16 protein-coding genes and 1 pseudogene are annotated in these 26,030 nt (G+C 69.3%); all 17 read left to right on the top strand.

Going from position 1 to position 26,030, the window contains the following annotated elements; genetic code table 11:
- Positions 1-417: 417 nt before the first annotated feature.
- The 17 genes and pseudogenes from ABT129_RS31650 (at position 418) to ABT129_RS31570 (ending at position 25,669) form a co-directional block, all read left to right on the top strand.
- Entirely contained in the window at positions 418-1,152 is a 735-nt protein-coding gene (locus ABT129_RS31650; RefSeq protein WP_351908466.1) for a ParA family protein, read from the top strand.
- Positions 1,152-2,288, top strand: a complete 1,137-nt coding sequence (locus ABT129_RS31645) for a ParB/RepB/Spo0J family partition protein (RefSeq protein ID WP_351908464.1) — start codon at positions 1,152-1,154, stop codon at positions 2,286-2,288. Before ABT129_RS31650 ends, ABT129_RS31645 begins: the two co-directional genes overlap by 1 nt.
- Positions 2,289-2,504: 216 nt before the next feature.
- On the top strand, positions 2,505-2,897 hold the full coding sequence (locus ABT129_RS31640; RefSeq protein WP_351908462.1) for a hypothetical protein: 393 nt from the start codon (positions 2,505-2,507) through the stop codon (positions 2,895-2,897).
- Between the two features lie 451 nt (positions 2,898-3,348).
- Positions 3,349-3,639, top strand: coding sequence for a hypothetical protein (locus ABT129_RS31635; RefSeq protein WP_351908460.1), 291 nt, complete (start codon positions 3,349-3,351; stop codon positions 3,637-3,639).
- Between the two features lie 83 nt (positions 3,640-3,722).
- Positions 3,723-15,197 carry a helicase-like domain-containing protein gene (locus tag ABT129_RS31630; RefSeq protein ID WP_351908458.1) on the top strand — a complete coding sequence of 3,825 codons (11,475 nt, stop codon included), beginning with the start codon at positions 3,723-3,725 and terminating at the stop codon, positions 15,195-15,197.
- Between the two features lie 461 nt (positions 15,198-15,658).
- Complete coding sequence (locus ABT129_RS31625; protein WP_351908456.1) at positions 15,659-17,134, top strand: DNA cytosine methyltransferase; 1,476 nt, start codon at positions 15,659-15,661, stop codon at positions 17,132-17,134.
- 85 nt (positions 17,135-17,219) lie between these two features.
- Complete coding sequence (locus ABT129_RS31620; RefSeq protein WP_351908454.1) at positions 17,220-17,999, top strand: hypothetical protein; 780 nt, start codon at positions 17,220-17,222, stop codon at positions 17,997-17,999.
- Positions 18,000-18,489: 490 nt separating this feature from the next.
- Positions 18,490-19,047, top strand: coding sequence for a DNA-binding protein (locus tag ABT129_RS31615; protein WP_351908452.1), 558 nt, complete (start codon positions 18,490-18,492; stop codon positions 19,045-19,047).
- Positions 19,048-19,396: 349 nt separating this feature from the next.
- Positions 19,397-19,534 carry a hypothetical protein gene (locus ABT129_RS31610; protein WP_351908450.1) on the top strand — a complete coding sequence of 46 codons (138 nt, stop codon included), beginning with the start codon at positions 19,397-19,399 and terminating at the stop codon, positions 19,532-19,534.
- Positions 19,535-19,850: 316 nt separating this feature from the next.
- Positions 19,851-19,985: pseudogene (locus ABT129_RS31605) on the top strand (IS5/IS1182 family transposase); the annotation flags it as partial.
- Between the two features lie 131 nt (positions 19,986-20,116).
- Positions 20,117-21,358 carry a helix-turn-helix domain-containing protein gene (locus ABT129_RS31600; RefSeq protein WP_351908448.1) on the top strand — a complete coding sequence of 414 codons (1,242 nt, stop codon included), beginning with the start codon at positions 20,117-20,119 and terminating at the stop codon, positions 21,356-21,358.
- Between the two features lie 79 nt (positions 21,359-21,437).
- Entirely contained in the window at positions 21,438-22,067 is a 630-nt protein-coding gene (locus tag ABT129_RS31595) for a hypothetical protein (RefSeq protein WP_351908446.1), read from the top strand.
- Between the two features lie 38 nt (positions 22,068-22,105).
- A complete protein-coding gene (locus ABT129_RS31590; protein WP_351908444.1) occupies positions 22,106-22,339 on the top strand; it encodes a hypothetical protein in 234 nt (77 codons plus the stop codon).
- 244 nt (positions 22,340-22,583) lie between these two features.
- A complete protein-coding gene (locus ABT129_RS31585) occupies positions 22,584-22,736 on the top strand; it encodes a hypothetical protein (protein WP_351908442.1) in 153 nt (50 codons plus the stop codon).
- 20 nt (positions 22,737-22,756) lie between these two features.
- Entirely contained in the window at positions 22,757-23,947 is a 1,191-nt protein-coding gene (locus ABT129_RS31580; protein ID WP_351908440.1) for a cupin domain-containing protein, read from the top strand.
- The gene (locus ABT129_RS31575) at positions 23,944-24,843 is read left to right on the top strand and encodes an aldo/keto reductase (protein WP_351908438.1); all 900 of its coding nucleotides are present in this window, start codon (positions 23,944-23,946) and stop codon (positions 24,841-24,843) included. The genes ABT129_RS31580 and ABT129_RS31575 overlap by 4 nt, the downstream gene beginning before the upstream one ends.
- The gene (locus ABT129_RS31570) at positions 24,824-25,669 is read left to right on the top strand and encodes a hypothetical protein (RefSeq protein ID WP_351908436.1); all 846 of its coding nucleotides are present in this window, start codon (positions 24,824-24,826) and stop codon (positions 25,667-25,669) included. Before ABT129_RS31575 ends, ABT129_RS31570 begins: the two co-directional genes overlap by 20 nt.
- Positions 25,670-26,030 lie beyond the last annotated feature (361 nt).

Raw genomic sequence — 26,030 nt, 5'->3', positions numbered from 1 at the left:
CATCCATACGCCGCAGGCACCGGAGTAACGTAATCCGCCCTGAAATCCTCAGAACTGACCCTCAAGCCCGGAACCGGGGCGGGTGGGGCTGCCTTCAAAACCGGGTTTTGAACCTGAACCGCGAGGCATAGGCCTGTGACGAAGCCTAGAGTTGCCCTACCTCTACGCATCGACCCGAGCCCACCCGTGAGCGCAGAAGGCACTTCCCAGGGGCGTCTTCAAAACCCGGTTTTGAAGACCAGCCTCGGTGCCGGGAGTCCACCCTGGCCGCCTCCTTGGTGCGGCAGCTCCAAAACCCGGTTTTGAAACCGATGCGCTGGACTCCAACATGAGGGGCGATACGTGGCATCCTGTCCCGGTCCGCTAGTACCGACCCACCCGGGCCGGGAAGCATACGGAGCATCAGGAGTACCACCCATGGCACGGATCACCGCGCTCATCAACCGCAAGGGTGGAGTCGGGAAGTCGACTCTCACCGTGAACACAGCGGCCATCACCGCCCACGTCCTGGGCGAATCCCCCGAGGGGGACCCGAACTACGTCGCCGCCGTCTCCGCCGACCCCCAGGGCTCCACAACCTGGTGGTCGGAACGAGTCGGTCACGATCTGCCCTTCTCGTTTGAGCAGATCAACTCCAGAGAAGACCTCGAGCTGTTCTCCCACCTCAAGAGGTCCCGCAAGATCAAGCACGCCTTCATCGACACCCCCGGATGGATGGACCTCCCCGAGGACGAGAAGGAAGAAGCCGGAGACCCCTTCGGTAAGAGCACCGCCGCCGACGCCATGCGCGCCGTGCTCGCCAACGCCGACGACATCATCGTGCCCGTCGAGCCTGAGCCCCTCGGCTTCATGCCGACCCGCGACACCATCGAGGAAGTGGTGAAGCCCCTCGGGATCCCCTACCTGGTTGTGATCAACAACTGGGACCCCCGCGACGGTGAAGCCGACCTTGATCAGACCAAGGACTTCGTCCGCTCCCAGGGCTGGAACCTCGCGAACACTGTCGTTCGCCACTACAAGGTCCACACCCGGGCGGCCCTCGAAGGAACCGTCGTAACCCAGTACAAGAAGAACCGGGTCGCCATGGAAGCCCGCGAGGACTTCTACCAGCTCGCCCTCGAGCTGGGCGCTGGTAAGAAGGACCGCCGCTGATGGCCGCCGCGAAGAAGCCCTGGGCAGACCTCCTCGACGGACCCGGCAAGCCTGGCGCCAAGCGCACGAGCACTGCTGAGGCCGTCAAGGCTGAAGCACCGCCGACTACCGTGTACATGCACACCCTCGTCGGCAACCCAGAGAACCCCCGCACCGACGCCGACTACACCGACGCAGACTCCGACTTTCGCGAACTCAAGGAGTCCATGACATCCGTTGGCCAGCTCCAGCCGGCCGTCGCCATGTCCCGCGAGGCCTTCCTACGTATCAAGCCCGAGCACGGCGCCAGCATCGGCGACGCACAGTGGATCGTCATCCTCGGCAACCGCAGATTCCACGCCGCGAAGCAGCTCGGCTGGACCAAGTTCGAGATCAGAGTCCGCGACCGCCTCGGCAGCCAGGACGACGACAAGGTCGACGAAGCCGTCATCATCGAGAACATCCACCGCAAGAACATCCCTCCCTACAAGGAAGCGGAATTCCTGCAAAGGATGGTCGATCGGCACGGATCCCAGGAGAGGGTCGCGGAGCGCATCGGCAAGTCGCAGATGTACGTCTCCAACCGCCTGAGCCTTCTCAACCTGGCACCCGAATTGCGCGACGTTGTTGACACCAAGCAAGTTACGGTGAAGACAGCGGAGAAGATCGCCAAGGTCCAGGACCGCGAGCAGCAGAAGGCACTCGCCGCTGAGGAGATCCTCAAGGCGCAGCAGCCCAAGGCCCCCCGGAAACGCGCGACGCCTGCTCAGGTCTCTCCAGCGGTTCAAAACCCGGTTTTGAACTCGGCTCCTGCGTCGCCTGTCGGCAGCGGGGGAGGGGGCGAGGGCGCCCTCGATGTCAATGACCAGGACAAGCCAGCTGCACGCCTGCTGCCTGAACCGCGGCCGACCGCCGACCTTCCTGCAGACGTCTCCACCGGAGTGGTTCCGTGGCATGACGGAGCAGCCTTGATGAACGCTGCCTTCGAGCGACTGGACCCTGTCCAGCGGAGCGCGTTCATCCTGCGCTACTTCAGGCGCAGCCAAGGAGTCGAGGCCGTCATCACAGACATGCGGGGAGAGCTCGCCCCACATGACCGTGCCTCCCTCGCTGACATCCTGCAGCAGGTCGCCGCCGGCCTCCTCAGGGACGCCTAGCTCACCTGCCGTGGGCCCCTGATCTCTGCCTTGAGGCCGAGATCAGGGGCCTTCTGTACAGGTTCCACGGCGGTTCAGCCGACTTCTGGCAGCCAACGAGGGATCGTCCGCACACCGGAGGGGACCCGTACGAGGCAGGGCAACGGTCGTCGCCCGATCGAGTGGCAAGCAGTCATTCCCTTCTGGCCCCGACCCGGCCGGCGCTATCCAAGATCCATGAACGACTTTGCCCAGACGCTGGAGCGGCAGCACCTACTCCAGCGCTCCCTCGAAGCACGCCTCGGCCGGCCCGCCGACTGGCCCCTCAAGATCCAGGCTGCCTACCTGCAGCTCCAGACCCTCCAGCAGCTCATCGGCGACGACTACACCACCTTCATTGACCGCGCCCAGCGCGCCGTTGAAGAGCGGCGCGGCGAGGATCGAGTGGGCACCTCCCAGGTGCGCCGTGAACGGCTTGGGCGCCTCCTCTTCGGCGACTCACACCAGCTGCCCGACACCCTCCAGATCGCGTGGGCAACGAACTTCGGCCTCGAAGTCCTCCTCGACAACCGGGAGTACGAGATCGTGATCGACGCAGCCGCCGAAGCCGCATCCGTAGTCGCCGCCTGACCTCGCTGGCCGTATCCCGAGATAGGCATTCGGCGGCCTGAACGGACCCCGAGGAGGAACACCCGGACAAAATCCTGCTGCAGCAGAGCCGTGCGGTGTCAGAGAATCTCGAGCTTGATGACCGGCGTGAATCCCCCTGATTGACCCGCCCGGCTTGACGAAGCGGCATGAGGGCCCGTTCACCTTCCAGGTGGCCGGGCCCTTTCGGCGTCCTGACGAACCAGCCCTCGGTGACCTCTTCACTCCTGGCGGTGATGACGCTCCCCTGGTTCGGCGAAAACGATCACCGACCCGTTACCTCCTTGTTCCTGCTTCCGATGGACATCGATCACGTCTCTTGCTGCGGTCTCGTCGTGCGGCGGCGTGACTTGACCGGACAGCCGTCGGGGAGGATCTGTGAGTACCGAGGACGTGGAGCGGTCGCTCCGTACAGACGAAGAAGGGATCAGCAGTGGCGCACATGAGCAGGCACGGCCGGCTGGCGAGGGAGTACTGGGAGACGTACCGTCCACAGGCTTTGGAGAGTCTGGGGTCGTCCGAGGAACAGGAGACACACTTCGTGGTTCTGGACCTGCGGCTGCAGGAGCAGATCGGGTCACTGTCAGATCAGATGCTCCAGGAGGTGCCCATGGAGGAGCGGGCGGGGGCGAGGAACGCGGTGCGGGCACAGGCGCAGGAAATGGTGTACGCACAGGAGGTCTACCTGCCCAAGGAGCCCGGGACCGAGCACCGCGAGATGTAGGGGCGCCACGGTTCCGTCCCGGTGCGCGCGGCAACCTGGTGCCATCGCACCTCGGTGAGCGGGCGATGGCCAACGTGCGGGCCTTGACCACCCTGGCGCTGCTCGACCGGGAGGAGCGGGCGGCGACGCCTGAGGAGCAGCAGGTTCTCGCGGCGTGGTCGGGGTGGGGAGCCCTGCCGGTCGTCTTCGCGCCGGAGCCCGGTGCCCATGAGCCGGGAGCCGCTCCTGAATCGCGCGCAGCGGCGATCCGGTGGCAGGCGCTTGAACCAGCCCGGCAGGAGCTGCGTGAACTGCTGACCGAGGAAGAGTGGGCTGACGCCCGCCGCAACACACTGAACGCGCACTACACCGACCCCGCCCTGGCCGCCGTGATGTGGGAGGGGCTCCGCCGGCTTGGCTTCGACGGCGGCCAGGTTCTGGAGCCCGGGTCTGGCAGCGGCAACTTCATTGGGCTGGCTCCGACGGACACCTCGGTCCCTGTCGAGATGACGGGCGTAGAGGTCGAGGCCAAGACCGCAGGGATCGCCAGTCGCCTGTATCCGGATGCCACCGTAGTCACGGCCGGCTTCGAGGACGTCGCCTTCACCAACGGTGCTTTCGACGCTGTGGTCGGCAACGTCCCGTATGGCCGTTACCAGCGCTACGACAAGGTCCACAACAAGGACCTAAAGCTTTCCATCCACGACCACTTCGTCTTCAAGAGCCTCGCGCTCACCAGGCCCGGCGGCATCGTTGCTCTGGTCACCAGCCGCTTCACCCTGGACGGCAAGGACTCTTCCGCCCGCAAGCGGATGTACGAGCTCGGCGACCTCGTGGGCGCGGTCCGCCTTCCTGCCGGTGCGCACCGCGAGGCTGCCGGGACCGACGTAGTCACCGACGTCCTGTTCCTGCGGCGCCGGGCCGAGGGCGAGACGCCTGGAGACCCCCGCTGGCTGACGGCCTCGGAGCAGGTGCTGCCAGGCATCGGCGAGCCCGTCGTCGTCAACGACTACATCGCCGAGCACCCGCGGTACGTGCTGGGGGAGCTGCGTTCCCGCATCGGCCCGTTCGGTCCCGACGTGACCGTCACGGGGGAGCGGGACGCCGCAGCGGGACTGGCCGAAGCCGTCGACGCCATCGCAGCAGCCGCCCGTACTTCCGGGCTCACCGCCACCGTGGCGGCCGGTCCGGGCCAGAACAGTGCGGCTCCCGGGCTGCCCCGGCCGGCACTGGTGACCGAGTACCTGACCGAGGGTGCGCTCGGTCTGGACGTCGAGGGCCGGCCCACGATCGTGGAAGACGGCCGCCCTGTCGTGCTGGAGGTGCACCCCGAGCAGCGCGAGCGCCTGGTCCAACTGATCGGGCTCAAGACGCGCACCATCGCCCTGTACGAGACCGAGGCCGCCATCGAACAGCCGGGGGAGACCCCGCAGCTCGCGGAATTGAGAGCGGGACTGCGGGAGGCCTACCGGGCGTATCGCAAGACGAACCCGCCGCCGGGCAAGCCCGGACAGCGTCGCATTTTCACGCCGAAGGAGGCCACCGAACGCGCGGCCCTGCTCGGCCTCGCGTCGGTCCCCGACCAGTGGAAGGCGACTACCGCCTTCGCCTTCATCGACGACGACCCTGACGCCAGCCTCCTGTTCGGCCTGGAGATCTGGGACGACCGCACCGGCAAGGCCACCGAGCAGAAGGTCCTTCACGAGCGGGTCCTGGAACCGCGTCAGATCCCCGATACCGCACAGAGCCCCGAGGACGCCGTTGCGCTCGCCATGGAATGGGACGGCGGCCGACTCGACATGAGCCGGGTCGCTTCCCTCCTCGGGGTCGAGGAAGACGAAGCCGCCCTCCAGGTCGGCTACCTCGCTTTCCGCGACCCAGCTCAGAACGGCTTCTGGGAGCCGGCCGCCCGCTACCTGTCGGGCAACGTCCGCGAGAAACTGCAGCTCGCCCGCGCGAGCGCGGCCGAGGACCCCGCGTACGACCCCAACGTCGGGGCGCTGGAGAGAGTCCAACCAGAGGCCCTAACCCCGGCCGAGATCAAGGCCCGCTGCGGCGCCCCGTGGATTCCCGTTGAGGACTACCTGGCCTTCCTCAACCATCTCGGGTTCGAGTACGCCGAAGTTCGCCATGCTGGCGGCACCCTGTGGGAGGTCCGCGGGGCGCACGTCGGAGACCTGGCCCGCTCGGAGTGGGGCACACCCGAACGCAGCGCGCAGGACCTGATGCTGTCAATCCTGCGGCAGGCCGACTCGACCATCCAGGTCACCTACCGCGATAACCAGGGCAAGGTCGTGGTTGACCAGCCGGCCACGGACGCGGCCCGGGAAAAGGCGCGCCTCATCCGGGAGGCCTGGGACGACTGGATCTGGGCCGACCCGGCCCGCTCCGAGCGCCTCGCGGGGATCTACAACCAGACGTTCAACGCGCTGGTCCTGCCCGACTACGACAGCTCGCCTCTGACACTGCCCGGCGTCGGCGACTGGAAGATGCGCCCGCACCAGAACGCCGCGATCCGGCGCATCCTGTCGGAACCCACTGCACTCCTCGCCCACGTCGTCGGAGCAGGTAAGACCGCGACCATGGTCGGCGGCGTCATGGAGTTGCGCCGCACGGGCCTGGCCCGCAAGCCGGCGATCGTCATCCCGAACCACATGCTGCGGCAGATCACCCGCGAGTTCCGCGAGATCTACCCGAACGCGAAACTGCTGGCGATCAGCGCGAGCGACCTGAACGTCAAGCGCCGCGCCAAGTTCATGGCGAGGGTCGCGGGTGGAGACTGGGACGCCGTAGTCATGACCCACGAGGCGTTCAACCGGGTGCCGCTGCGCCCCGAGACCCAGCGCGCGTACATCGACGCGGAACTGGGCGCCCTGCGCGAACAGCTCGATGCGGCCAGCGAGGCCGGCATGCACGAGCGCACCATCAAGCAAATCGAGAACGATCTCGCGGCGGTCGAGGCCCGGATGCTCAAGCAGGTCGACGACTCCGCCAGCGGGGCGGGCGTCTTCCTGGAAGACACCGGGATCGACTACCTCATGGTCGATGAGGCGCACGGGTACAAGAATCTGCGGACGATCTCCGCCATTCCCGGCGCCGGCATCCAGGGCTCGGTCAAGGCCACCAAGCTGCACATGGTCTTGAGCCACCTGCGAGAGAGCAGCGGCAGCGGGCGCGTATGCACGCTCGCCACCGGAACTCCGATCGCCAACTCCGTCACCGAGGCCTACGTCCTCAAGCGCTACCTAGCCCCGGACCTCCTGGAGAAGCAGGGACTGTCGAACTTCGACTCCTGGGCGGCGACGTTCGGCGAGGTCGTCAGCGCTCTAGAGCCCGACGCCAAAGGTGACGGCTACAAGTACAAGGCACGGTTCAGCAGGTTCTTCAACGTCCCCGAGCTGATGGCCGCCTACCGCAGCTTCGCCGACGTCCAGACCGCCGAAGACCTCAACCTGCCTACACCGCCCGTACGCAAGGGCTCCGACGGGCAGCGCGGCGAGAGCATCGCCTTCCCCGTCACCGGCGCGCAGCGCGAGTTCATCCGCGCCCTGCCCCACCAGAGCTGGGTGAATGAGCCCGGGGGAGTCCTCAAAGCCCTCGGCCTAGGCCTTCGCGCTTCACTGGACATGAGGCTGATCGGCAAAGACGAAGAAGAGGGAAGCAAGCTCCCCTACGCCGCCGAGCAGATCGCGGGCATCTGGCGCCAGACCAAGGACACTGTCTACCCCACCTCGAAGGACGATCCGACACCCCAGAAGCAGCCCGGTGGACTCCAGCTGGTCTTCCTGGACGAGGGCACACCCGGCTCCGCCGCAGTGAACCCCGTCGACCTGTACGACTCGCTGCGCGAGCAGCTGGTCGAGCAGGGCGTTCCCCGGCAGGAGATCCGCTTCGTTCACGAAGCATCGACCGACCGGAAGAAGGAGAAGCTTTTCTCCGACTGCCGCGCCGGACGCGTCTCCGTGCTTGTCGGCAGCACCTCAAAAATGGGAACAGGCACCAACATCCAGGACCGATGCGTGGCTCTCCACCACCTGTCCTATCCATGGCGGCCAGCCGACATGGCGCAGCGGGACGGCCGCGTCGAGCGGCAGGGCAACCTCAACGCTCCGTGGATCGAGGGCACCCCTGACGACGTCCGGATCTTCTACTACGTCACCTCGGGATCGTTTGACGAGTTCCGGCTGAACGCCCTGGCCAGGAAGGCCCGCTTCATCGCGCAGATCCAGCGCAAGAACTTCTCCCTGCGCGAGATTGAGGACATCGGCGAGGAAGCCCTCAACCTGGGCATGCTCTCCGCCTTGGCCTCTGGCGACCCGGCCATCCTGCAGCTGGCCGAAGCCACAGCTGACCGGGCCCGCATGCAAGGCCTTGCCCGCACCTGGAACCGGCAGCAGGACTCCCGGGTCCAGACGGTCAAGGACCTCGACGAATACATCGCGCGGGCGACTACCACCCTGGCCGGAATGCGCGAGGCAATCCCGATCCGCCGGCCCACCGCGGGAGACGCCTTCGCCCTCACCATCGACGGCCGCACTCTGCGCGGCCGGGACACCGCCGCCGGAGCACTCGGCACCCGCATGGTCGCCCTCGCCCGCGACAGCTCTCTGCGCCCCGGTGAACGAGTACCCATCGGACAGCTCGGCGGTCTCCCTTTCCACGGCGAGGTCTCCTACGACTACAGCGGCCGACGACAACTCAAACTGCGCTTCGCCTGGGGCCACACCGTCCCCATCGGACACCGCGACGACCGCGCACAGTGGCAGGCGACCAGCGTCACCGAGTCAAACGCCCGCGGTGCCATCGTCAGCCTGGAGAACTTCCTCACGAAGCTGGAGGAGGACGCAGACAAGCTGGAACGCGAAATCGCCACCCAGCGAGGCCACCGCACCGACGCCGCCAACAACCTGCGCCCCTACGAAGCCAACCCGTACAGCATTCAGGCCCGATCCAAGGAGCGTGAGGAGAAGCTCCTCGCCCAGCTCGTCATCATCAACGAGAAGAAGACCACCCTCGCGGACAAGATCGAGAAGGCCGGCCGTACCGCGCAACCGGCAGATGCCGACCAGATGAAGGAGCTCGGCGAGAAGGCCGACGAGCTGCGGGCCCTCGTCAGTGCCGAGCAGGACATCCAGAACAAGGCGACAGACGCGCACAGCCAAGAGGCACCGGCCCCAGCGCAGGGCTCCGCTAGGGCGCCCGGACAGCTGCCTGTCGTCACCGAGGCGGCCACCGCCGAGGACAACCCTCCCGCCACCGGGCCCGACAGGACACGAGACAGCGACCGCCAGGAGAAGAAAAGGGCTCAGGCCCTCGCACCGCGTACGAGCAACAACCCCGATACGGAACCATCCTCCCCACCGGCCGCAGCGGGGGACCGGAACACGGGGGACCTGTGGGAGACCGCCCTACGGGAGCTGACGGCGGGCGCACTCCTGGACGAACGAGTCACCAACTGGGCGCGAGCCAACGATGTCGAAGACTTCGTGATTCCCCTGGGGAAGTGGGCGGACGGTCACCTTGGTGACCGTTGGGAGGGCCTGGACACAGAGGAACGGCCGGAGTGGGTCACCCTCTACTTCCAGGCCTCTGCGGACATCCGCAAAGCGGTCGTGGCGAGAGTCGCTGAGGCGGTCCAAGCCACAGTCCACCAGCCTGGAGCCGAGCCGGAGGCCGCGCGACGGGACACCGAGCCTCACCTGTCCTCCTTCATGCAGGCCGCGCTCCAAGAAGGAGCGCACGGCGCAGCCGCCCTGATCGCCTCCGCAGGAATGGCTGACGCCGTCGTCACCAGGTGGGCGCGCGAGGCGGGGCCTGACCTCTTCGCTGCGAAGTTCGCGGAGTGGACCGAGGCGTGGCTGCTTGACCTCGCCGGCCAGCCGGACGCCGACGATCTCCCGGTCCTGATCCGGTTCCTCCTGCACCGCGCAACCCGCAAACAGGTAGAGGAAATCGCGGTCGTCGCTGCCGCATCCGTCCACGCCAGCAGCCGCGAGATCCCCGTAGACGAGTCGTCCCTGGATGCCGGGAAGGAAACGCCCAGTGAGGACCCTGACAGCGTTTTGGTTGATCCTGAGGTCGACGCCGTCAGGCGCCTATGGCTGGAATCGAAGGACTGGTGGGTCAGAGCCGCTGCTGAAGGGCGCAGCGGCCAACGACTTCACCTTGCCTCGACGCCCGGATACGTCCTGATCGAGCGGACCTCTACGGTGGCCGAGGGATGGGAGGTGGTGCCCGCCAACGGCCAGCGGCTCAAGATCGGCGCCTATATGGGCATCGCATCGTGGGAGAGCGCAACCGAGCGCGAACACGCGGAAGCTTTCGCCAGCAGGCTGGACCAAGCCCTGCACGCGGACGACGGGACACCGTTCACCTGGCCGCCGCCCCGCAAATGGCGCTCGTCCGAGGGCTACCGACTGGACCGGGCCATCGCAGAGGTGCGGGCCTCCTGCGATCGCGAGCGCGGCATCGACAGCAGTCCGGGCATTCACCAGGCCTCGGCTCTCGCTGACCGCGACGCCCAGGCCCAAGCAGCGGCCGAGGAGAAGAAGGCCGCCGCAGCGGCGAAGCTGGCCGAGGCCAAAGCAGCGAAGGCCTCAGCCGGCCACCCCTCCAACCCAGATCGCACCCCGGCAGCACCAGATCCGAACGCCAACCCTGACACCTCAGACGCCGCAGCACCGCCGCAGGCAGAACCGGAGCCGGACGGACCCGCGACCGGTATCGAGCAGGCAGACCCCGACGCTGGGCACGCGAGGGACCAGGACGCGCACGACCTGGCCGCCCGGGTTACAGCAGGCGAAAAGGTCATCGTGATCACCCCCGACGGCCCCGGCCGCCTGATGGCCCTGAACGGCGACCTCGCCCTCGTCGCCACCGAGACGGCCGGCAGCCGAGTCTGGCAGCTGTCGGAACTCCACCGACCCGGACAACCCCACGCCGCGCTGATCGACCCGGCGGACGCGGCCAAGCGCAGGCAGAACGAGGCAGACGCGGCCAAGGCTTCCACCTCGGCAGGAATTGTTCTGAAATACCCCTACTACCGCCGCCTGTGCGACCTGGACGAGGAGGCCGGCCACGGCACCATCGTCGAGGGCATGACCTCCGACTGGGACGGGACTGTCCACGAGCCAGGCGAGGTCGTCGGCTGGGTCCGTGCCCGAATCGGTGACAACGGCAAGCGCTACTGGTGGGCGCAGGACGCTGCCGGAGGCCCGCCCGACGACATGCCGTTCCACGAGGCGCTGCCTGCCAAAGCAGGAGTGCCTGCCATCAGGGCCGCCGGTACCGTCCGAACCGACAGGAATCCGTCGTCTTTGACGGGGCACACACAGGTAGTCACTCCGCCGTACGCGGTCCGCGAAATCAAGCTCACGGCAGCCCAAGTCGCCCTGCTGCGCTCTCTCCCGCTGGTCGGGACATACCCCGACGGCACCGAGCTGCCCACACCGCCGTGGGTCGGTGAACACCGCCGGTACGTCATGAGCGTGGCCCAGATGCAAGCTCTGCGACAAGCAGCCGAGGCCGCCTCCGACACCTGCGACACGACCACCACCATCGGACGGCGCTCCCGCAAGGTGCTGCGCAACGCCGCTGACCGGCTCCACTACGAGGAATACGAAACGGCCCGCCGAGGAGCATCGATTCCACCGATCGGAGAACCAGACCCGTACGCCGGGCCCTATACCCCGCCACCGCCCCGCCCTGAACCAGCCGACCAGACCACACCGCCCGACGAAGGCGCGCTCGACCGGAAGCGGCGGACCGCCGGAGACAGTCCCCCCGCGGCCCCTACAGAACAAATTCCGTCGGGGAAGCCGATCGCCCAGACCGAGAAGGCCGCAGTGGAGAACCAGGACCAGACGGCGCCGCCAAGCCCGACCGCCGACAGCCCGCCGACCCCACCCGTCAGCGAGTCCCCGAACCAAGACGAGAAGTCACCGACACGCTCCGCACCCCGCCCGCCGAAGCCAGCCCCTGAGGCAGCGCCGCCCGCCGTCCCCGCACCAGCCACTGAATCCGCCGCCGACGCCACAAGTGCCAGCCCCCACGAGGAGCGGTTCGCCCCGCAGGACCGCGTATTCCACGACGCCATGCGGTACGTAGTCGAGGGCATCTCGCACGACGGCACTGTCGTCCACACCCTCGGCGGTCACGACCTACCGACCGCCGAGGTTGTGGCAGAAGCCGACATGCCGCCCGTCACCACCGAAGACCTCGCAGAGGGCTGGTGGCGCTACACCTACGAGGGCCGGTCCTACATCGCGACCACGCTGCCTCCCGAGCTCGCACGAACACATCCGACGGCCGTGCTCAACACGATCATCGTCGACGACGCGGATGGACAGTTGGTCGGCCGTGCATTCGGTCGGCCCCACGAGTCGGCGATCATCTGGGCCCACGCTCACCCCGGGGTGCCTCATCCTCATGTGGCCGAGTGGCTCGGCACCACGCCCACGCCGTGGCCGGACCACACGCCAGCAGAGATTGATCACATCATGGCAGGCCCACCACCGGCCGGGCCCGACGGCGGCGACGAGGAAACAGACCACCCGGCAGCCCCTGCGGCGTCTGCTGGCACCACGGCCTCCGGCGACAGCCCAGCGGCACCGGACGCATCGGCGCCCGACACCGACGAGCCGTTGACGCCAGACCCGGGCCCCGTTGAAGCGAGCACGACAGCCGAGACCCACGCGGAAGATCAGCCCAGCCTCGCCCCAGCGGACTCGCCTACCGAAGGTCTGGAGGAGCACGACATGACGCGGACGTCTGACACCGAGCCCGCCGCCCCTGATGTGGAGGATCCACCGGAGCCCGAGCAATACATCGAGACCACCGCTCTTCCCATGGACACGGAGTTCATGCTGCGGCTGTACGGCTGGGACGGCCAGCCACCGGAGTCCGGCGAGCTGTTGTACCGAGAGACCGCCATCGCCGCGGTGCGACCGAGCCAGGCCGGGGGATGGTTCGCCCGTCTGTCCGCCGAAGGCCTGCCAGCCGACGTCACCTCACTGGTAGCTACGCCGCTCCAGGCGGCACACGAGGGAGCCGTCTACTTTTCGTCGCTCACCGCGACTCCATACGGGGAGCCGATCCCCGATGCCCAGCCGGTAGGTCAGCTGTCACGCGCTGACATCGTCCGCACGGCCTTCCGCGACGCCGCGAGCACGCACCGCGATCTGATCATCGCAGCGTCGGCGAGGGCATGGCCCACAATCTATGGCAGCAACCCACAGCTGCAGTACCTGGTCGAGCGACTCTTCGAGATGCAGAGAGCCCTGATCGACACGGCGGGCGCACACAGGATGGCAGCGGATCTGGAAGCGGTCGAGCAGGCTGCCGTCGAGCTTCGCGGCGCCCTGTCCGAGGACCCGGCTGCTCCTGAGCGGCACCACATGGGCTACCGCCTTGCCCACCTCCTCTACGACACCGCCCGTCTCCAGGACCATCTGCGCGCGGCCCTGGAAGCCACGCCTGCGGAACGAGAACAGCCGGCCGCGAGCGCCGATCGCGACATGGCCGTCGCCGCCCCCGACCCCGTGGAAACGCAGCCGGAGCCGAACCTTCCACCGGACCCAGATATGGAGCTGGAAACAGACGTACCGGAGTCCCAGCCGGAGCGGTACTTCCGTACGACGGCTCTGGACGAGGACGGCCGGTTCAGCCTGAGAATGTCGGGCGAGGTCGGCCAGGAACCGGACTACGGTGAGGTTCTCAACGGGCGGGCCGAGTTTGCCATCGTGCGCTACTCGGCAGCCGGAGGCTGGTACGGGCAGATCACAGATGCGGCAGCCGGATTCGACGTCACACCGCCGGTCGCTACCCCTCAAGAGGCGGCGCACCACGGCGCGATCCTCTACTCAATCGGCTACGGCGTCGAATACGGAGATGTGCCCGCCCCGGCGCGGGACACCGAGGCGGCGACCCGTGCCGAAGTGGTATGCGCCGAGATGGCCGACCTGGCGGCCCGGCATCGTGACGCGATCACCGACGCGGCAGCGCGAGCTTGGCCGACCAAGCGCGAGCAGAACCCTCACCTGCAGGCCGTCACCAAAGCGCTTGCGGGTCTGGCCGCCGCGCCCCAGGAGGCCCTGTATGTGAACCAGATGGAAGAGCGGCTCAATGCCGTGGACGCGGCGGCCATGGCCTGGGTCTCCTACCTGCCAGTCGAAGCCGGCCCTGAGCGGCAGCACATGATGTTTCCGCTGTCCTACCTCGCACGCGATGCCCGACGCCTGGAGGCGCGCCTTCAGGCCACAGCCGCAGCAGTTCGCGAAGAACGGGAGGCTCTTGGGGAGGCCGCCGACGCGGAGGCAGATTCAGCCGAGGCGCCAGTGGCTGAGCGGAACACTGAGGCCAGCGTGCCGACCGGACCCGACCAGGATCTGGGTACCAACGCTTCTGCCGAGCCTAATGCCGAGCCCGACCCGTCACCGGACTACCTGCCAGTGGCTGGCGGATATTTTCCCGAAGCCGAAGCCGAAGCCGAAGCCGAAGCCGAAGCCGAAGCCGAAGCCGAAGCCGAAGCCGAAGCCGAAGCCGAAGCCGAAGCCGAAGCCGAAGCCGAGTCGACATCGGCTCCGCCCTACGAAGAGCCGGCGGAATTGGTCGTCTCACCGAGCGCGGTGGGTGACTTCTCCGACACCTCCACTCCGGCAGGCCGTGAGCAGGAAGCTGCGGTGCCGGAGCAGCCCGGGGTCGATTCGCCGAGCGTCGGAGAGCCTGCTCCGGTGGAGCCCGCCGGGGAAGCAGCTGCAGATCTTCCCCTGTGGGCCGCGAGCGACCCCGACGACATCACCTCCTACGAGCCCGACGCCGCCGACTCGGCCTTTGGCAGCGACCTCAGCATGCTCCAGGCAGCAGCTGCGGTCCTGGCCAACGGTGATGTCCCACAAGACTTTCGGGAAGCACTCCAGGACGAGCTGACCGCCCTTGAGCAGGCGCTGAACGGCCCCGTCGCCGTCCAGACTGCTGCCGAGGAGAACGCCACAGGGGACTCACCTGAAGGGGAATCGCCGGGATCAACCCCGAGGCATGACGGCGCCGCGGTCAACAGGGCTCTCGTCGCTGCCGACCAGCACCAAGCTGCGCTGCACTCGACGCCCGAGTGGCAGGAGATCCAGACCGTGCGCGGTGCGGTCCGGAACCTGTGGGAGGTCATCAAGCGGCAGACCGGCGTGCACTTTCAGCAGTTCATGGGCGACGACGGCGTGCAGGCCTGGTGGAAGAGGACCTCCATCCGGATCTGCGAGAGGATCGCCAACCTGGCGACGCGAGCCGCCGACCGGCTACGTGGCGACGTGCTGGAGCCGGCAGCCTGTATGGAACGTCTACACGAGGCTGCCGACCGGTATGGGCGGCCCACCGTTCCTCCGTGCGGCGAAGAGTCCGAACTCCAGAAGCGGATGCGGCTGCTGGGCGATGGCCTGGCTGCATCGCAGGTGAAGGTCAACGCGGCAAGGGCCCGCTCGACCACGGTCCGCAAGCCGCCGAAGCCCAGAGGTGCCCCTGCCGACCAGTTGGGGCACCTGCGACGGACAGCGGCTGACCCCAAGCGCGGCCCCCGGCCAGGACGCTGACCTCCCGGCCCGGCCGACGTGGCGCGGCCGGGCCGCCCCCCGCAGGTTCAGACAGCGGTGGCTCCGCCCCCACACCCCTGGCCACCCTGCTGAGGGGGGTCGACGACAGCGCGCGCTGAGTGGGGGAGAGGTGTGGTGCGCGGGGCGGGTCCCTCGTTGGACGTCCCTCCGCACCATGCCCCACGACCGGGCGGGGCCAGCTCCGCAAGCTCCGCCACCCCCACCCGCCCGCAGGGCCACCGAGAGCGCCGCCCAACGAGGGACCCACCCCGCTTCGCCCGGCACTTCGGCGAGCCGCCGCCGCGAATTCCGGCTCTACCGGTGATCACTATTCACCCGTTTGCACTACAGAGAATCCGCCCGTATGTCTGCTATTGCTGTAAAGTTGATCTTGTCGCTAAGGGTGGTCGGTACCCACCCTGGCAGCCCGTCAGATCAATCTCGACAGAACGTGAGCAGGCATGTCCCTGACCGCAACCGACATCTTCTGCGGCGCCGGAGGAAGCTCCACCGGCCTGGTCGCCGCCGGATACGAGCTGAAGCTCGCCGCCAACCACAGCAAGATCGCCATCGAAACCCACAGCGCCAACCACCGCGACGCGGACCACATCTGCGCCGACATCAACAACTACGACATGAGGCGCCTCCCCAGCACAGACATCCTCTGGGCCTCCCCGATCTGCACCGAGATCAGCCCCGCCGGAGGCACCCGCCGCACCCGCAACAGCGGCCAGATCGGCATCGGCGACGAGTACGAGCCCGCCGACCCTGAGAGCTTCGTCCGCACCCGCGCGACCGCCTACGACGTGATGCGCGCCGCCGAGGTCCACTACTACAAGGCCATCCTCTGCGAGAACGTCGTTGAGTTCGCCACCGACTGGCGCCTGTTCCAGTGGTGGCGCCAGGGCATCGAACTCCTCGGCTACAACAGCCAGATCGTCTCCGTCTCGTCCGCCCACGTCGGCAGCCCCGACAACCAGCACGCCCCGCAGTGGCGCGACCGGATCTACATCTGCTTCACCCGCACCGGCATCAAGCGGCCCGACCTGCGGCCCCGCCCCCTCGCCTGGTGCCCCACCTGCGACGAAGACGTCCACGCCGTCCAGGCGTGGCGCAAGAACCGCACGATCGGCAAGTACCGCCAGCAGTACGACTACCGCTGCCCGAACGCGAAGTGCCGCAACAGCCTCATCGAGCCCTACACCCGCCCCGCCGCCGAGGCGATCGACTGGACCAACCTTGGCAAGCGGATCGGCGACCGAACCCGCCCATTGGCCGCCAACACCATCGGCCGCATCGAGAAGGGCCTCGCGGAGTACCCGCAGCGCGCCAGTCTGCTCACCCTCAACCACTCCGGCCACGACGGCCGAGCCATGCTCCCCGAGCACGGACCGCTGCCCGCTCGCACCCGAAAGGTTGGCGAAGGCATTCTCATCCCCAGCCGCCACGGCATGCTCGTCCCCGCCGGAGGCACCTGGAACGACACCGGCACCATGCTCGCCGAGCCAATGCGCACCCGCACCACCCGCGACAGCGAAGCCCTGGTCACGATGCCCTTCGTCGTCACCATGCGCCGCAATGGTCGCACCGACGGAGTGGACCGGCCCCTCGCCACCGTCACAGCCGCAGGCCGCCACCACGGACTGGTCATCCCCTACCGCAAGGGCGCGGCCAAGCCCACCAGCGAGCCGCTGCTCACCCTCGCCACCCGCGACTCCGCCGGAGTCCTCACCCCCACCGACGCCGTCGAAGAACCCCTGCGGGTCGAGGACTGCCACTTCCGGATGTTGCAGCCACGCGAGCAGCTGGCCGCCCAGCGGTTCCCCGCCGACTACATCATGCGCGGCAACAAGACCGAGCAGACGATGCAAGCCGGAAACGCCGTTTCGTGCAACGTCGCCCAGTGGCTGGGTGCCGCCGTGGCCGCCGTCCTCTGATCAGTCGCCTACCGCTGTAAATCAGTTCCCGTCGGGTGGGGCGACAAGTCCGCCCCACCCTCCACACGCAGCACGGAGGAACGCCATGACGACCGCCACCGACGCCCCGACCGCCAGGACCGTACTGGAGCAGGCCCTCGCCGCCGCCGGAATCCGCTGGGATCACGACGGGCACATCAACGCCGGAGCCGACTGGATCAGCATCGAAGGCCCGCTCGGCAGCCAGATCATCATCTCCGGCCAGCGCGGCGTCGAGTGCGAGACCGGCTACCCGTCGTGCCAGCACGAAGGGTGGGGGATCACCTACAGCCCGACCGGAGAAGCCGAAGACCATGAGCGGATCTACTCCGGTCCGGCCGCCGCCGACCTCGACGCCGACACCGCCGCTGCCGTCATCGCGATCCGGGGCGCCCTCCGGGAGGCGTACGCCTGCAACGGCCGGGCGACCGTCCATATCTACATGGACCTCAGCGAAAACCTGGACGCACCGACGGACATCGACCGAGGTACGGAGCTCGTCGCGGAGGCCGCCCGCGACCACCGACACGAAGCCTCCGCACAGGCCGCCTTCACCGACGCCGTCTGCGACGTCCTGCACGCCGCGACCGCCGACCACCACGACGCCGCCGACATCCTCCACCGAGCACTGAACTACGCCCGCACCACTGAGCGCCCGGCCCCCGTCCAAGGACTCGACGACACGGCCTTCGCCGGTGCGATCGCCGACCTGCTCGCCGCGTCCGCACACCACATCCCGGACGGGTGCGCTTGGAGGACGGCCTGCGACGCGATCGCGCAGTTCACCGATGAGGCCGAGCCCCGCCCGCTCACCAGCCCCCACCAGCACAGCGCTCGCAGCGCGTGACCCACCTAGCCCGGCCGGAGACCCATCCGGCCGGGCAGCACCCGTCCACAACCAAGGAACCTGCCTCACCTCGCCCGGTCGGAGCTGCGAGCCCCGGCCGGGCGACCCCGCGCCCGAGACCAAGGCGCGATGCGACGGCCGCCCAAGAGCCGAACGCCGGGCACGCACGCCGCCGTCAATGGCATCCCGCCGGGCGGCACTCGCCCCGTCGGACCTCTCCCGGCGCGCACGCCGATGGCTCACTCCGATCCGCTGGCAGCGCGGGAACGCGGCGGTCGCGCCCGGGGCCGCAGACAGGCGCGCACGCCGCCGTCGGCGGAAGTCTCTGGACGACGGCGGGTCCGCCGGCCACCTCCCGATGCGCGCAAACCGCAGCGCCCGCGGCGCGCCCGTCTCGCAACCTCAACAACCGAAGGGTTCGGCGTACGGCACGCTGAACCCGTCCCACCGAAAGCGAGCGACACGGATGATCCCCCACGGACGCCCCACCATGACCGAGGACGACATCGCCGCCGCCAGCGGCCTTCCCCTGCACACCTGGCGGCGCCGACACGGCGCCGACTTTCGCGCCCGCGTAGAGGTGGTCGACCCCCGCGCACGGCTGCGGCTCTACGACGCGGCCCAAGCCCTCGCTCACATCGCGGGCAAGGCAATCCCAACCCTCCCCCCTACGGGTCTCCACCCCAGCGACCTCCTCACCGACAAGGAAGCCGGAGCCCTCCTCGGCATCGCCCCCTCCACCGTCCGTGCCTACGCCACCACGGGCTACCTGCCCAAGGGCACCGACCGGCACGGCCGGACCTGGTGGCCGCGCCGAGCCGTCACCGCGCGAGGCGACGCGGGGGACCTGCGCCACCAGAATCCCGGTCGGCAGCTGGGCCCCCGCAACCGAACGCCCCGTCCCCGCCACGACCCGCGCATCGCCGAGATCGCAGAGCGCGCCCGCCGGTTCCACGTCACCACCACCGAGGTCGCCCACCGCTACGAAGTCAGCGACCGCACCGCGCAAAGGCTGCTCTCCGCAGCACGCCAACACCCAGCAGGGTGAGCACAGCCGAGTTCGCGCCGGCCCGGCATCAACACGATGCCGTGCCCGCGCCGGTGCGACTGAACACGGCGGCGGGGGGGGGCAGTCACCGAAGGCGGTCGTGGAGCGTTGGGAGGGCGTGATGAAGATGAGCCAGCCCGTCGCCCACGGTCAGGCCTGTGGGGCGATTTCCGTCGAAGCCCTCCGCGAAGCCCATGAGCGACTCACGGACGCATGGGTCCTGCGCAACGAGACCCGTGTTCGGGCAGTCTCCGAAGCAGTGGCCGCCACGGCGCCAGCATGGGCCGCGCTCGGTCCTGAGGCCAGCGGCCACCTTCAGGCCCTGCGATCTTAAGGCGACGGGTTGACCATGATTCGCCACCTCCGCGCCCTGGAACCCGTGCTCGCCCCTCGCGAGGGGCCAGCCCCGCACCCGGCCGGACCACTGACTCCCGCAGCAGTCGACGCACGCAACGCGATGACCGAGCTGCTGTACGACCTGTACTGATCCGGCACGTTGGCGAGAGACCGGCCACAAGCCCGAGGTTGTGCCCCTGCTTTACGCGGCCGCCGACGGGGCGCTACTCGCGTTCACCGGTGCCGACCTGTCCGAGCAGCCCCAGGCGATCAGCAGCGCAGCTCTCCGTACAAACTCCGGGTACGTGTTGCCGGGCTCTGCCGCTGCCGGAAATCTGGTGTGCCCACGCCGGACCGGCCCGTATGCTGCCGCACATCCCTCGTCGTCCAGCGGCCAAGGACACCGGTCTCCGGGTCACCCGGAATCGGAAACCCGGGTTCGAATCCCGGCGAGGCACTCACCCTTCACCACAGGCCAGGCGGGTGACGCCCCGGTCTTCGAGACCGTCATGGCCGCCATCCGTGTTCCGCGCACCGGCCCCGGACGACCGAGAACCCGTCCCGATGCCGTCGGTTCGTGGGCCATCCGGCCGCTTCTCCGTCCCTCCAATGACAGCACCGGAGACGGTCTTGCGGACGTAGAGGCGGCCTCTGTCGAGCAGTTGGCGTGTCCGCAGTTCGCTCGTGGGGAGTACCGTCCGGGTGAGGAGTCCAGAACGGAGAGGTGCCGCTGATGACCCATTCCCCTGACACCGGCATCGGGGCGCGCGTGCGTGTGGCCCGGATCGCGGCAGGCCTGACGCAGGCGGAGATGGCCGGTCTGGTGGGCCGCTCGGAGCGCTGGGCCGAGGACGTCGAGGCCGGCCGCCTCCCTCTGGACCGGTATTCCCTGATCACGGCCGTGGCCACGGTCTGCGAGGTCGACGTCGTCTGGCTCCTCGGACAGCCCTACCGTCTGCGCCGCGAGCAGGGCTCCGCCGTCCCGCACGTGCCCGCGCTCCGTGCGGCGCTGCGCCGTTCCTCGCTGATCCTCTCCGGCCACCCCGGTCTGGTGCCGTCCGCGCCGGCCGCCGACGTCCAGAGCGTCCGGGACCAGGCCGCTGCGGCCAACCGGCACCGCCAGGGCGCGAACCTCCCCGCGGTCGCCGGACTCCTGCCGGCTCTGCTGGAGGACCTCAACACCACGATCCTGATGCACGAGCGCGGCACCGCCGAGTGGGACGAAGCCCTGCGCCTCCTGGTCGACGCCGCCCGCAACGCGCGCCAGACCCTCAACCAGACCGGTCTGCCCGATCTGGCGTGGGTGGCGGCGGAGGTCGCGGCCGGGGCGGCGACCCAGCTGGACGACCCGATCGTGAAGGCCGCCGTCGCGTGGGACCGGTGCGGCGCCCTGCTCCACCAGGGCTCGGCCCGCGAGACGCAGGCGGTCGCGGACGCCGCTCTGCGCGATCTGGAGGCGGTCTCGGCGACGGGGGACACCGACGCCCTCGTGCTGGAGGGCGCTCTGGTGCTGCGTCAGGTCGTGGCCTGTGCTCGCGCCGGCGACGCCGACGGAGCCTGGAGCCAGGCCGCCCGCGCGGTAGAGGTCTCCGAGCGCCTCCCCGAGGGCCATCACGATCTGCGGTGGCAGACCGTGTTCTCCCGGGCGAACGTCCTGGTGCACACGACCGAGGCCGGTGTCGAAGTGGACGCCCCCGCCACGGGGCTGTCGTTCGTCGACGACGTCGACGTGACGGCGATGCCGAGCCGGGAGCGCATCACGCACTACCGGATCGACGAGGCGCGGGCGATGCACCGCATGGGCCGCTCCGGTGAAGCCGTGGTAACCCTGCGGGCGGCTGCGCAGCGCGCACCGCACTACGTGCACGCCCATCCGATGGCCCGTGAGCTGGTGGGCGACATGGTCCGCCGGGGCGTCCCGTCGCAGGCCGCAGCCCTGTCGGGGCTGGTGCGCGGGATGGAACTCGGGTCCTGACACCGGGGCGCATATGCCAGTTGGGCGGCCTACAGGAATCCTGTGGGTCGCCCTTCGTCCTCGGCGGGACCCTCATACCGTGACCATCACCTACGGTTCCCAGCCGGGCACGGGGAGCGACATGGGCGACATCCTGCACGTCCTGCACGGCCGTGACACCACCGAGAGCGCCGCCGTATACCACCGGCTCGGCTGGCCCGTCGCGATCGGACACCGCCAGCGCACCGGCTCCGGCTGCACCTGCCATGACAACCCCACGGCGACGCCGTGCCTCACCCCGGGCGCCCACCCGGCCGGAAAGACCGTCCGGCCGCTGGAGAGCGGTGAACTCACCGCCGCCTTCGACGCCGCACCCGGCGCCGGGATCATCATCCCGTGCACGCGGTTCGACGCCCTGGTCGTCGCCCACGCCATCGGCATGGGCGTCATGCTCCGCGCCGACGCGAAGAGCCTGCACATCCCCTGCCTGACCGCCGGGCACACCACGGCCACCCTGCTGGTGGAAGCCGGCACCGGCACCCTTCTCGACGCCTGCCCCCAGGTCGAAGTCCGCTCCGGACCACAGAGCTGGGTGGCCATGCCCCCATCCCACGGCATCCGCTGGGACACCGCCCCGGACCACGAGCTCCCCCTCCCGCCCGCCACCGCAGTGCGCCCGCACCTGGCCCAGGTAGTCAAACTCGCCCTCGCCGCCCGCGCTCAGGGATGACCGCCGTGGCCGCCCGCACCCGACACCGCCCAGGAGGGATGTCCGCGCCCTACGCGGTGGGAGACGTGGTCCGGGGCCCCGAAGCCCTCCCGCCGGGCGACCACCGCACCCCCGACACCTACGAGGGAGAAGTCGTCCAGGTCGGCAGCGGCTGGAACGGCGTCGACGCCGCCCACGCCTACCTCTGGGTACGCCTCGCGGACCGCACCGAACGCCGACTCGCCATACGGGGCTGCGCCCTGGTCGCGCCGGCCGAGCGGTCCGCCCCGTGATCCTCCGCCCGAGCCCGGCGGCCTGATCCACCGCAGCGGCCACCGGCCGCTCAGGCTGCCGCGGCCATGCCGGGGCGGTGCCTCAGCCCATTTCGAGGCACGGCCCGGCCAGCACAACTCCGCCCTCGACTTACGCCGGCGGTCACCACGTCCGCCCCTTTCCGGGGCGGAACCGCGCCAGGTCTTACGCGGCGCGCACCCGGGGCGGGCAACCGGCCCGCCTCACGGCAGCAGGAGGAATTACATGCCCGACAGCACCACGCCCGACAGCACCACCTCCGACACGAAGCCGGGAAGCGGCCTGCTCCTGGCGTCCCGCCGCATCAACGCCGCCCGCTCGCGCGCCGAGCAGGAGTCCGACGGCGGCGGCACCGGCCGATCCGACAGCAACGACTAACGGCAGGAGCTGACCTTCTGATGTTCGACGCCCCTTCGTGGGCGGAACGGCTGGGCGGGGACGTCTTCCTCGCCCAGTCGTATTTCCGCTCCCACCTCGTCGTCCGGGGCAAGCCCGACGACTTCGCCGACCTCGTCTCCTGGACCACCCTCAACCAGGTGATCGCCACACACCGACTGGAGCCGCCGCGGCTGCGGCTCTCGCAAGGCGGCGAGATGGTGCCGCTGCGCCGATACGCGGTGCCCGTCACCACCCGCCGGGCCACTGTCTGGCACCGCGTCCAGCCCGCCGAACTCCACGCCCGCATCCGCGAGGGCGCCTCCCTCGTCATCGACTCGATCGACGAGATCCATGCCCCCATCACGGCCGCAGCCGAAGGCCTGGAACGATTCCTCCGCACCCCGGTGCAGGCGAACGCATACGCGTCGTGGACCGCGACCGAGGGCTTCGGGACCCACTGGGACGACCACGACGTCGTCGTCTGCCAGGTCCAGGGCGCCAAGCGGTGGCGGATCTACGGGCCCACGCGCCCGGCCCCCACGTGGCGCGACACCGACACCCCACACATCCCCGGCGGAGAGCCGCTCGCCGATGTCGTCCTCAGCCCAGGGGACACCCTCTACCTGCCCCGCGGCTGGTGGCACGCCGTCACCGCCGACCAGGGCACCCCCTCCCTCCACCTCACCTTCGGCCTCACCACCCAGACCGGCGCCGACTTCATGAACTGGATCATCGACCAGCTCCGCGGCGACGTCCGCTTCCGCACCGACGTCCCCCGCTTCGACACCCTGGCCGCCCAGAGGGCTTACGTCACCGCGCTCCGCGAAGCCGTCGTGACGGCGCTGGACGACCCGGCGGTCACCGGCCACTGGGCCCGCTCCCTCGACGCCACCCACCACGGCCGCCCCCACCCCTCCCTGCCCCACCTCGACCAGATCCCCGCCGATCCCGACCTGACCGTACGGCTGACCTGCCCGCGCGCACGCCTCCACCAGAACCCCGAAACGGGGGAGTGGACCCTTACCGCCGCAGGCACCGCGTGGGACTTCGCCACCCCGGCCGGCCCCGTCCTCACGCGGCTGGAGACCGGGCAGCCCGCCACGCTCGGCGAACTCGCCCAGCACGCAGGCCTGCCCGTCACCGACACCGCGGCGCTGCTCACCGTCCTCGTACAGGGCCAGGCCGCCGCCGTGACCGGGGCCGGCCGGTGACGGCCGAAGCGGCCCTCGGCACCCACCGGGTCCGCGCCGCCGCCGCAGCGGCGCGGACCGCGTGCGAGGGCGGAACAAGGTGGATCGACACCGCCCCGAACTACGGCGCCGGCACCGTACATCCGGAACTCCGCCCGGTACTGGAAGCGTTCCCGGCGGTGAGGGTGGCGACGAAGACCGGCTTCCACACCCGCGCCCAGGGCCACGCCGCCGTCGAGGCCGGAGTGCTGAGCCCCGGGCAGGGCAAGGCCCGGCACAGCCTCGCCCCGGACTTCATCGACTGGCAGACCCGCCGCTCCGCCACCGCTCTCGGCCGCGCCGACATAGTCTTCGTCCACAACCCCGAAACCGCCGGTCACAGCGACCGCGACCGCCTGCACGCGGAAATCCGGGCCGCCTTCGAGGTCCTCGAAGACCTGGCCGGCTCCGGCCTGATCGGCGGATACGGCATCGCCACCTGGTCCGGGTTCACCGAGGACGCCTTCACCGTCCCCGAACTCCTCGCCCTCGCCCGCGACGCGGGCGGCCCCGGCCACCACCTGGCCGCCGTCCAGCAGCCCGTCAGCCTGGTCATGGCCCAGCCGATCAGCCGCGCACTCGACGGCCGCGGCCCCCTGGTCCAGGCCCGCTCCGCCGGCCTCCTGACCTTCGGCTCCGCGCCCCTGCACGGCGGAGAACTCCTGGACCTGATCACGCCCGAACTGGTTGAGTTGATCCGGCCCGGCACACCCCCCGCTACCGCCTGCCTGCTCGCCGCCGGTTCCTGCCCCAGCCTGGACGTCCTGCTGGTCTCGGCCAGCACACCAGAGCACTGGGACACCGCCGCATCAGCCCTTGATACCCCGCTGACCGACACGGAACTCAGGAAGGTGCTCGATGTACTCGCCCCCCGATGACACCACCCGTACGCGGATGGAGGCAGCGCACACCGAAGCGGCCAGCCGGCTCGCCACCGCGACCAGCCCGCCGTACGCCTGGGGCTGGAACGGCCGCACCATCAGCTCCCGCGCGGGCACCGACCACTGGCTCCGCGTCGAAGCCACCCCCGACAACCGGGCCACGGCCCGCTCACCGCACGAGGGCATCCCCGGCGCCGAACACATCCCGGACGCCGTACCACGCCCCCGCACGCGTGCCACAGTCCGCTGGACCAAGGACGGCTGGACCTACGATGCCGACCTGATCTCCTACATCCACCACCCCGTCATCTCCCGCAACACCCCCGAACTCCTCACCGACCCAGACCTGACCGACGCGTGGTGGCACCAGCTCCACCAGGCCCTGAACGTCCTCGCCGGGGTGCCGACGGAACGGGAGACGGTCCGGACGCTCTGGATGCGCCGCTCCTTCCCCCTCTTCCTCGGAGTCGACGCCCCGGACCACATCGAGCGGGTGACCGGGCACGGCGACCTGCACTGGGCCAACCTCACCAGCACCCCGCTCACGATCATGGACTGGGAACGGTGGGGCAACGTGCCCGTCGGCTACGACGCCGGCCTCCTCCACGCCTACAGCCTGAGCGTCCCCACAGTCGCAGCGCGCGTTCGGGACGAGTTCGCCGACGTCCTCGAAACCCCGGCCGGACGGATCGGGGAACTCGCCGCGCTCTGCGAACTGCTTCAGTCCGTTGCCCGCGGCGACTACATCGACATCGCCGAAGGACTCATGAACCGAGCTGAAAGCCTCACCGGGCGCAGACCACCCGTCCCGCCCCGGCACTGAGAGGTACCCGCGTGCAGCCTGAACGCTTCGCCTCCCTACGGCGATGACCTCAGGCTGCACGCCCGCGTCCCTGTGGAGCGACAGGCAGCAGATCACGCAGATGACGCAGGCGCGGCATGCTTTCCGCACTCGTCGTCCCCGTTGTAGATCGACCGCTGAGCTGGCCTCTCCCCGGCCCATGGTCAGCGTGACGGAGACCTGGCCGAGGTTCGGCTCGATCGCCCGGGCGAGGCGGGGCACAGCCACGGGTGTGGATGTTGAGCAGGTCGCCGACGAGTTGTACGGCCTGAAGCCGGGCGAGTTCACCGTGTCGAGAGACGCGTACGTCGCCGAGGCACGCCGGGCGAAGGACACTGAGGCC

The sequence above is a fragment of the Streptomyces sp. NPDC002057 genome (genome assembly GCF_040296665.1).
Classification (GTDB): Bacteria; Actinomycetota; Actinomycetes; order Streptomycetales; family Streptomycetaceae; genus Streptomyces.
This window is presented reverse-complemented; position numbering and strand designations above follow the sequence as displayed.

Coding starts and splice junctions, on each gene's coding strand:
- ABT129_RS31650 (WP_351908466.1), top strand. CDS start 418: ATGGCACGGATCACCGCGCTCATCAACCGCAAGGGTGGAGTCGGGAAG.
- ABT129_RS31645 (WP_351908464.1), top strand. CDS start 1,152: ATGGCCGCCGCGAAGAAGCCCTGGGCAGACCTCCTCGACGGACCCGGC.
- ABT129_RS31640 (WP_351908462.1), top strand. CDS start 2,505: ATGAACGACTTTGCCCAGACGCTGGAGCGGCAGCACCTACTCCAGCGC.
- ABT129_RS31625 (WP_351908456.1), top strand. CDS start 15,659: ATGTCCCTGACCGCAACCGACATCTTCTGCGGCGCCGGAGGAAGCTCC.
- ABT129_RS31620 (WP_351908454.1), top strand. CDS start 17,220: ATGACGACCGCCACCGACGCCCCGACCGCCAGGACCGTACTGGAGCAG.
- ABT129_RS31615 (WP_351908452.1), top strand. CDS start 18,490: ATGACCGAGGACGACATCGCCGCCGCCAGCGGCCTTCCCCTGCACACC.
- ABT129_RS31610 (WP_351908450.1), top strand. CDS start 19,397: ATGATTCGCCACCTCCGCGCCCTGGAACCCGTGCTCGCCCCTCGCGAG.
- ABT129_RS31600 (WP_351908448.1), top strand. CDS start 20,117: ATGACCCATTCCCCTGACACCGGCATCGGGGCGCGCGTGCGTGTGGCC.
- ABT129_RS31590 (WP_351908444.1), top strand. CDS start 22,106: ATGTCCGCGCCCTACGCGGTGGGAGACGTGGTCCGGGGCCCCGAAGCC.
- ABT129_RS31585 (WP_351908442.1), top strand. CDS start 22,584: ATGCCCGACAGCACCACGCCCGACAGCACCACCTCCGACACGAAGCCG.
- ABT129_RS31580 (WP_351908440.1), top strand. CDS start 22,757: ATGTTCGACGCCCCTTCGTGGGCGGAACGGCTGGGCGGGGACGTCTTC.
- ABT129_RS31570 (WP_351908436.1), top strand. CDS start 24,824: ATGTACTCGCCCCCCGATGACACCACCCGTACGCGGATGGAGGCAGCG.